This is a genomic window from Bacillus sp. OTU2372, from assembly GCF_038440275.1.
GTDB classification, from domain to species: Bacteria; Bacillota; Bacilli; order Bacillales; family Cytobacillaceae; genus Neobacillus; species Neobacillus bataviensis_B.
In genome coordinates, this window is the sequence record NZ_JASATK010000032.1 from 40,360 (window position 1) to 47,320 (window position 6,961).

Annotated in this window: 12 protein-coding genes and 1 pseudogene; 8 read left to right on the top strand and 5 right to left on the bottom strand. The window is 37.4% G+C overall.

The window, feature by feature from the left end; genetic code table 11:
* Positions 1-12 precede the first annotated feature (12 nt).
* Complete coding sequence (locus tag AAHB15_RS27100; protein ID WP_335575550.1) at positions 13-399, bottom strand: FxsA family protein; 387 nt, start codon at positions 397-399, stop codon at positions 13-15.
* A 92-nt stretch (positions 400-491) separates the two neighbouring features.
* On the opposite strand from AAHB15_RS27100, the gene AAHB15_RS27105 reads away from it, so the two are divergent.
* The 4 genes from AAHB15_RS27105 (at position 492) to AAHB15_RS27120 (ending at position 2,123) form a co-directional block, all read left to right on the top strand.
* Positions 492-776 carry an HNH endonuclease gene (locus AAHB15_RS27105; RefSeq protein WP_342043692.1) on the top strand — a complete coding sequence of 95 codons (285 nt, stop codon included), beginning with the start codon at positions 492-494 and terminating at the stop codon, positions 774-776.
* 70 nt (positions 777-846) lie between these two features.
* Positions 847-1,326, top strand: coding sequence for a glutathione peroxidase (locus AAHB15_RS27110; RefSeq protein ID WP_335575552.1), 480 nt, complete (start codon positions 847-849; stop codon positions 1,324-1,326).
* Positions 1,327-1,336: 10 nt separating this feature from the next.
* Complete coding sequence (locus tag AAHB15_RS27115; protein WP_335575553.1) at positions 1,337-1,774, top strand: MarR family winged helix-turn-helix transcriptional regulator; 438 nt, start codon at positions 1,337-1,339, stop codon at positions 1,772-1,774.
* A gap of 118 nt (positions 1,775-1,892) precedes the next feature.
* Positions 1,893-2,123, top strand: a complete 231-nt coding sequence (locus AAHB15_RS27120; protein WP_342043693.1) for a hypothetical protein — start codon at positions 1,893-1,895, stop codon at positions 2,121-2,123.
* A gap of 188 nt (positions 2,124-2,311) precedes the next feature.
* Here the strand turns inward: AAHB15_RS27120 and AAHB15_RS27125 are convergent, their stop codons facing one another.
* Positions 2,312-2,476 carry an aspartyl-phosphate phosphatase Spo0E family protein gene (locus tag AAHB15_RS27125; RefSeq protein WP_098531386.1) on the bottom strand — a complete coding sequence of 55 codons (165 nt, stop codon included), beginning with the start codon at positions 2,474-2,476 and terminating at the stop codon, positions 2,312-2,314.
* Positions 2,477-2,833: 357 nt separating this feature from the next.
* Between AAHB15_RS27125 and AAHB15_RS27130 the strand changes: the two genes are divergently transcribed.
* Together AAHB15_RS27130 and AAHB15_RS27135 are read left to right on the top strand one after the other, a co-directional pair.
* Entirely contained in the window at positions 2,834-3,316 is a 483-nt protein-coding gene (locus AAHB15_RS27130) for a DUF6376 family protein (protein ID WP_335575555.1), read from the top strand.
* Between the two features lie 136 nt (positions 3,317-3,452).
* A complete protein-coding gene (locus tag AAHB15_RS27135; RefSeq protein WP_251567022.1) occupies positions 3,453-3,611 on the top strand; it encodes a hypothetical protein in 159 nt (52 codons plus the stop codon).
* Positions 3,612-3,814: 203 nt separating this feature from the next.
* Here the strand turns inward: AAHB15_RS27135 and AAHB15_RS27140 are convergent, their stop codons facing one another.
* From AAHB15_RS27140 to AAHB15_RS27150, 3 genes and pseudogenes are all read right to left on the bottom strand, one after another.
* Positions 3,815-4,330 carry a DinB family protein gene (locus AAHB15_RS27140; protein ID WP_335575557.1) on the bottom strand — a complete coding sequence of 172 codons (516 nt, stop codon included), beginning with the start codon at positions 4,328-4,330 and terminating at the stop codon, positions 3,815-3,817.
* A gap of 169 nt (positions 4,331-4,499) precedes the next feature.
* Positions 4,500-4,580 (bottom strand): annotated as a pseudogene (locus tag AAHB15_RS27145) (3-hydroxyacyl-ACP dehydratase FabZ); the annotation flags it as partial.
* Positions 4,581-4,637: 57 nt separating this feature from the next.
* Positions 4,638-5,645, bottom strand: a complete 1,008-nt coding sequence (locus AAHB15_RS27150) for a ketoacyl-ACP synthase III (protein ID WP_342043696.1) — start codon at positions 5,643-5,645, stop codon at positions 4,638-4,640.
* Between the two features lie 215 nt (positions 5,646-5,860).
* On the opposite strand from AAHB15_RS27150, the gene AAHB15_RS27155 reads away from it, so the two are divergent.
* Positions 5,861-6,340 carry a hypothetical protein gene (locus AAHB15_RS27155; RefSeq protein WP_335575559.1) on the top strand — a complete coding sequence of 160 codons (480 nt, stop codon included), beginning with the start codon at positions 5,861-5,863 and terminating at the stop codon, positions 6,338-6,340.
* A gap of 227 nt (positions 6,341-6,567) precedes the next feature.
* The gene (locus AAHB15_RS27160) at positions 6,568-6,864 is read left to right on the top strand and encodes a c-type cytochrome (RefSeq protein ID WP_342043697.1); all 297 of its coding nucleotides are present in this window, start codon (positions 6,568-6,570) and stop codon (positions 6,862-6,864) included.
* Positions 6,865-6,961 lie beyond the last annotated feature (97 nt).

The following is a 6,961-nucleotide window of genomic DNA, read 5'->3' on the forward strand; positions in this document are numbered from 1 at the left end:
TACAACCTTTTTTTATTTAATAATTTTCCGATTACTCCTGTTGATCCTCTTTTTAAAAAAGTAACTAATTAAATACTTAAATAACTTCCTTGTTGGCGGAAAAAGCATCAGAAAGCCAACGATATCGGTAATAAATCCTGGAGTTAATAAAAAAGTCGCTCCTATTAAAATGCAGACGCCATCTAAAAGTGCATCCCCAGGAAGCTGGCCGCGGCTCAACTGTTCTTGAACCTTACGAATCGTTTGCAGTCCTTCCCTTTTCGCTAAATAGGCGCCAATAACTCCTGTCATAATAATAAGCAATATCGTGGGCCATACACCGATGGTTTTACCGGATAATAGCAAAAATCCTATATCAGCTGCTGGTATGATGATGATTAACAAAAATAAATACCGCATGGAATACTCCTTCCTCTTATCCTCTTCCAAACTAGAATCCCATAACAACTTCTTGTATACAATAGTACCAAAATAAATGGAGGGACAAAACTATGGGGACTTGTGAACTTTGCGGACGGCAACAAGTGGAAACGACGGTTCATCACCTGTTTCCGAAAGAAATGGGCGGAACATTCGGGGCCACCGCCAACCTTTTCATTTCCTGTCATAAGCAAATCCACGCGCTCTACACCAATGAGGAAATCGCTGCCTGGCTGACAACATTACCTGAACTGAGAGCGGATGAAAAGCTTGCCAGCTTTATTAAGTGGATTCGTAAACAACCACCGACCAAATTCATGAAAATTAAAAAGTCGAGAGAACGAAGACAAAAATAATTGCTAAAACCCAATCAATCGTGTACGATTAAATTGTACACGATTTAAATTTACTTTGGGAGGGAAAAACATGACAACCGTTTATGATTTTAATGTAAAAATGCCTAACGGCGAAATGAAGTCATTGAAAGAATATGAGGGGAAACCGTTAATCATTGTCAATACAGCCAGCAAATGTGGCTTTACACCACAATTTAAAGGCCTTCAAGCACTAAATGAAAAGTACAAAGACCAAGGCCTTGAGATTTTAGGGTTCCCCTGCGATCAATTCAACAACCAAGAATTTGCTGATATCGACGAAACCACTCAATTTTGCCAGGTGAACTACGGTGTAACCTTTCCGATGTTTGCTAAGGTTGATGTAAACGGAGAAAAAGCAGATCCGTTGTTTACTTTTTTAAAGGATCAGAAAAAGGGCCTTCTCTCAAGGAATATTAAATGGAATTTCACAAAGTTTCTAGTCGATGCCAATGGCCAGGTCGTCGACCGTTACGCCCCAACTGTCGATCCAAGCAGGATGGAGCAGGATATCAAAAAATTATTTTCTTAAAGGTGATTATTTGAAAGACTTCTTCACGTTAAAAAATCAACTATGTTTTGCCATCTATGAAACAGCTAGTGAATTTACAAAACTGTATTCGACCGTACTTCAACCATTCGGATTAACCTATCCGCAGTACTTAGTCCTCTTGGCTTTATGGGAAAAAGATGGGGTAACGGTGAAAGGCTTAGGTGAAAGATTAAATCTTGGGACCGGCACCTTAACGCCGATGATTGCAAGAATGGAGGGGAACGGCTGGCTCCGTAAGGAACGTTCCTCTGAGGATGAAAGAAGGGTTTTTATTTTTTTAGAAAAGAAGGCCTATGAACAAAAGCAAGCAATCACCCAAAATGTCGGCGAAAAAATTGAAGCCTGTAACATTGAGATAAGCGAGTATGAGCAGCTGATGGAACATTTAAATAGGTTACACAACAAGCTGCGACTGCAAAAATATTAAAGAGATACGATCTAGGCAGGTGCCCGCCCATTCACTGGACATCTATCATGCATACATTACAGGTAGTATGTAGCTATTCTTGCCACTTAAACATATAGAAAAAAGGAGATGTATGCGCATGTTTGGAGGACATGGCGGGTATCATGGAGGCTACTATGGCGGCTATCCTGGAGGATATCATCACCATCATCATGGATACTATCACGGGGGGTATCCATGTTATGGATATGGATATGGCGGCTTCGGTTCACCGTTTTTAGGCGGCTTCCTCGGTGGGTTAACAGCCGGTGCCTTAACGAGAGGATCCCCTGCACCTTATCCGCATTATGGCGGTTACCCATATTATTAAAAAAAGAAGAAGATCGGTGAGGCGTAATTCAATATGGCAAGCTGATCTTTACTTTATTGGTAAATGTGAAAAAACAGGCAGAGGGTAAAGCCCTCTGCCATTTTAGTAAATTCTTTTACTAGAAAATTACGATTCACCTTCTCTGCAATCTCTTGATGTTGGGAAAAAAACTTCATGTATGTAAATACTTATGCTGTTAGTTCTTCTATTAAACCCATTTGGAGGTTAATTAATCTATCAAGTCTTTCACTAAGTCTTACCGTTTCGGCTGAGGTAAAGCCCTTGGAAAGCCCTACTGTTATCATTTTTAATCGTAGATTTTCAATTTGTAAAAATAGATCCTCATTCGTCATGATCGATAACCCCTTATATTAAAAACTCCCTGTGAAATAAGTTTACTAGTTGTAAGCGTATTCAAGGAACTTGTTTTCATCATCAAATATCGACACTTTTTATGTTGATTATGTTGATAATTGGCAAGAAAAGTCCACATTCCCTAATTATGCTATAAATCTTAACGAAGTACCTCAGAATTTGGCGGAACTTGGGAAAATTTTAATTCTATGAAATTGTTTGCTAGAGTTGGTAAGGTTGATATTATTCCTTGGTGCTTGATGTCACATGAATATTATGGTCAGAGCAGAATACATACATAAGAAGAAGAGGGCTTTTTTGAATGTGATCACAAACTGTAAATGGAGGTCTTAGCTATGAAAAAATGGTTGACTGGTTTGTCTGTTGGTCTCTTATTTCTTCTCAGTGGCTGTTCTTTCTTCAACCTTTCGTACGACACGCTTGACTATGCAAGAGATGCCTCTAATTATCTAGACAAGGTAACCCAATTTGCCGCTGACACCCCCTCATTGGTGAAAAGGGCTGTCAACAATCCAAAAGCAGCAGATGAATTAAAAAGGGAACTCCAGCAAATGAAACAGGAGATTTCAAAGTTTAATAATCTGGATGCACCAGAAACGGTTAGGGAGTTTCATCAACAGCTAATCGAACAAAATAACCGCTTAGTTTCCCAAATTGACCTATACCTAGCGCAGCTAAAAAACGGCCTGCTCGATCCCTCCTTCCTCAAAAACAACCAACTACTCCAACCCGTTCAAGAAATTACCAACATCGTCCAACAAATCAAAAAACTCAACAACCAAGTAAACGAAACGCTCAGTGTCTCACAAGGTGCCTGACACCAATATTACCGTTATGACAATGTTTATCGTTAGTTTTCGGCTATTCCTGATATTTTCCGAAAGTTACCGTCATAATTTAGCGAATGATGGAATATAGATAGTATCAATCAACTAATTATAAGGGTGGTATTGGATGAATACAGAAATTGTACGTTATGACGGGAAGCTTTTTATGGTTATCTATAAATATAGTTCCGGCTATTGGGAAATTAGAGAGAAGGACAGTAAATTTAATGTGCAGCTGGTACATGAATCGGAAGTTCAAGCTGTTGAAGAGACCGTTACCTTTTAAGGTGACGGTCTTTGACATGCTCCGTCTTAAGAAAATTGGACTTTTACTCTTACTCTGTTTATATTTTGTTGAAAAACCGATGGCAAATTTATTTCAACCGTTTAATCCTTGTTCAACAAATCTGCCCCGATTACGGAATAAGAAACATATTTCTTATTTTCTATATAGTTGACATAAGTAAGGATGATCGGCAGTTAGAAATGCTATTTTTTGGTATTCATTGCATACAAATAAACAACATAATCAGTCATAACCCCAGAATAGCCTAACTGTCGCAACATAGCTGTTATATTCCCACGATGATACGTTCCATGATTAACAACATGCTGAACCAATTCAAAAAAATTGGTTTCCAGCCGACCAAAAGCAGGATGCTCTGGGGAAATGGATTGATCAAGGTTCTCTTGACGATCAAAAAATGCTTTATATCGCTCGGATAAGCTAAAGAACATCCTCTGCATTTCATCTATACCTTTTCCTTTTGTTGACTCCCTCAGTTGTGTCCTTGATTTTGCGATTTCATCAAAACTATCACCGGACATGACCCATAACCATATCGTATCGGTAGCATAAATATGCGCTACCACTTCTGATATGGAAGAAAAAACACTTTGAATCTCCTTATGGTAAATATCCTTTGGCAGTTCTTTTAAGTGCTCAAACACTCTTTGATTTGCCCATACGTGATAATCATACAATTGTAATGCATGAGGCTTCATTGGAATTTCCTCCCTATTCTGAAATTTGTAACCTATATAGGTTATTCCCCATTGTTTTCTAAAACACCTTCAAAAAAATTAGCGTGCCATGTGCTTTCGTCATGACACGCTTTTTGAAACTTTATTATAACAAAGCAAATTGAACACTGATCCTTGTTACAGGAATGCTCCCGATTGCTCCTTTTACACGGGTGATTTCAACCTCAAGACGGGGTTGGTCTCCCGGTCTAACTTGTTGTTTAAAACGACAAAACAACATTAAAACCTCAATAGTGTCACCATTTTTCTAGGTAATAGTCAAAAGACTTCACAATGGTGTTGGCGCTGTGACTTGTTGATCAAAATTTATTTGTAAAAGTTGACCTGCATGAACCAAACCAGCTCCAAAACCATACATTAGAACATGGTCTCCATTTTTGACTTTTCCATTACGGATTCCAAGGTCAAGTGCTAAAGGAATTGTAGCAGCAGAAGTATTTCCAAAGTTGATCAAGCTATAAAGAGTTTTTTCCGTTGGGTATTCTAATTTTTCACAAATTGGCTCTATCAAACGTAAGTTAGCACTGTGAGGTATAAACCAATCAACTTGATCTAAACTCGTTCGCGTTTTTTCTAAAATCAGTCTAATACTATCGGGAACATTCCTTACAACCCATCGAAAAACTTCTCTACCATTTTGTACTAGATATTGCGTATCTATTAACTCAATCTCATTGACCCTTTTTGATAGTCCAGAACAATATACATGTTGTGCTCCTCTTCCATCACTTCCCAGATGGAATCCAATGAAACTTTTTGATTTTTCATCCCTTTCAACTAATACCGCTCCAGCACCATCACCAAATAAAATACATGTACTTCTATCGGTATAATCTGTAATTTTTGAGATTGTATCTGCTCCAATGACTAGTACCTTTTTGTGGAGACCAGAAGAAATTAAACTGTGTGCTGTATGCAATGCATAAACAAATCCTGCACATGCTGCACTTAAATCAATGGCACCTGTTTGGGATATTTTCAATCGGCCCTGTATGATACTTGAGACAGATGGAAATGGAAAATCCGGTGTGCTTGTTGCCACAATAATCATATCTACATCTTCGACTGTTTTATTATATCTTTGCATTAAATCTTTTACAGCAGAGACACACAAGTCGCTAGTAAATTCATCAGGACGGGTTATTCTACGTTCGTGAATTCCGGTTCTTTGAATAATCCACTCATTATTTGTATCAACCATTTGCTCAAGGTCAAAATTTGTTAATCTTCTTTCGGGTACATATGTCCCTATAGCTGTAATTCTTGCCCCTATCATTCACTACACCTCTATTTATTGTTAGTTAGTTCTAATACCTGGTACTAATTATAACCATATTTATCCTTTTTTCAAGAAAAAGAAGACTTCTAATTATTCTGTAAATGATTTGGTAATCTGGTCTGGTTCTGCATAATAAATATACATTTCACGCAGTATATAACCCTTACCAATAGCTAAAAATAACCATACAAAATTAAAGGGGTAAAAGGTAAATGCAGCAATTTATAGTGAATTTAGACTTAGGAGCAAAGGGATTATGGTTTCCTGTTACGGCAAGTATTTTATTTGCACTAACAGTCCTAATAATCTCTAAAAAACATATTTCTTGGAGAGAAATTTATATTACATTTGGGATTGTAGGGTTTGTTACTTGGTTTAGCGATGGTCTAATAGCCAGGGAACTCGACCTTTTTGATATTGGGGACCCGAATAAAGCTGGAATTGGGGATGTTCTTAGTTATACCTTTATTCCAACCTCACTTGCAATACTTTATTTAAATTACCTTACAAAGAATAATAAATGGAAATTGACATTATATTTCACTTTAATTGCACTTTTAATAGAATTTGGGATGGTCTATGTTGGATATCTGAAATTTAAAGGATGGAATTGGTTAGCTTCAATTATTGTTTTTCTTCTCGCTTTCGGTTTTTTATTACCAATTCATATTAAGTTAATTAGAAAAGAGTAACTTATTCTAGATTTTATAAATCCTCAGTCATCTACTTGAAAAGCCATTTTTAGATTTGCCAAAGGGATTATCACAGTTTCTACGGTAAAAGAAGACGGTTGTCACACCGACCCACACTTTACCAATTGTACGAAAACTTACATCTTTCAAACCCTATTTCCAGCTATATACACTTTATAATCATGTTAGGAACAGTTCTTTTCTATCTATGATTATGGAGGATCTATATGAAAAAAATCTGGGCAGTGTTGGGCTTATCACTTGTATTATTGGCTGGCTGTTCATCTAAGGCTGCGGATAAGACGGAAGTATTAGATGGAGAGACGCTTTATGGAAATAAGTGTTCAGCCTGTCATGGCGGTAATTTGAAAGGTGCTGTCGGACCATCTGTTTTAAATATGAGCAGCAAATACTCAGAAGACGAATTATTTAAGATGATCACCGAAGGGTCCGATAAAATGCCAGGACATCTTCTGACGGATGATGAATCTAGAGTCGTTACTAAGTGGTTGATGAAGAAATAGTATCCATATAACCATCATGCAAATACAAATAAAGGTGTCAGGCACCAAGTGAAGAAATTGCAATGTGGGGAGACCCATTATTTTTTTATAAAAAAGA